We start from the raw sequence: 756 nt of genomic DNA, 5'->3' as shown, positions 1-756 counted from the left end.
AGGAAGATTTGGACTTGTTGCAGACCACCGAAAAGCAGCAAAAGAAAGCCCAGTTTAGAGATCATGTCCGCTTCTTACGGTTGTTAAAGTCGGGCCAATGCAGCACCCAGGCAGAGGCAGCCCAGCAAGTTAATCTGAGTTTAAGACAAGCACAGAGGATCTGGAAAACCTATCAAGAAAAAGGGCTAGAAACCTTAGTTCAACCTCGAAAAGCCACCTATTTCGGCAAGCTATCCACCATTCAAATCAGCCATCTGCGTCAATTTTTACTCGATGATCAGGCCCAAACATTAGCTGATATTCAGGCTTATCTAAGGGGTAGTCTAGGAGTAGAGTACACAATTGGTGGTGTTTTTGATTTGTGTAAACGATTGAAAATAAAATCCAAAACTGGACGACCGGTGCATATCGAACAAGCACCTGGGGCCATCGAGACTTTTAAAAAGAGTTTGGTCAGTTAAGGGCTAACTTTCCTGACCAAGCCATCTTCTATCATGATGAATTACGAGCAGGAACCCGCACGGAACTGGGCCGAAAGTGGTCCCCTATGGGTCATCGTCCAGTTTCGCCCATCCGTATTGGTTATGAAAATGTTTATCTGTATTTGACCTTATGCCCCTTTACAGGACAGGGATACGCAGCTTTTCTGCCTAAACTAAACGCACATTGGTTTGGCTGGTTTATCAACCAAGTCGAAAGTTGTCTAGCTGGTAAGGCGCTTTTTGTGGCCGATGGTGCTAAGGCTCATAAAGCCAA

Annotated in this window: 2 protein-coding genes; both read left to right on the top strand. The window is 45.1% G+C overall.

Going from position 1 to position 756, the window contains the following annotated elements:
* A partial coding sequence (locus tag ACYVGR_RS37560; protein WP_460966062.1) for a helix-turn-helix domain-containing protein occupies positions 1 to 461 on the top strand: 461 nt, incomplete at its 5' end.
* An 86-nt stretch (positions 462 to 547) separates the two neighbouring features.
* The coding region (locus ACYVGR_RS37555; protein ID WP_460966060.1) for a hypothetical protein at positions 548 to 756 on the top strand (209 nt) is incomplete at its 3' end.

The organism is Spirosoma litoris (assembly GCF_054776755.1).
The sequence above is the reverse complement of the archived record's forward strand: the minus strand, read 5'-3'. Positions and strand labels throughout refer to the sequence as shown.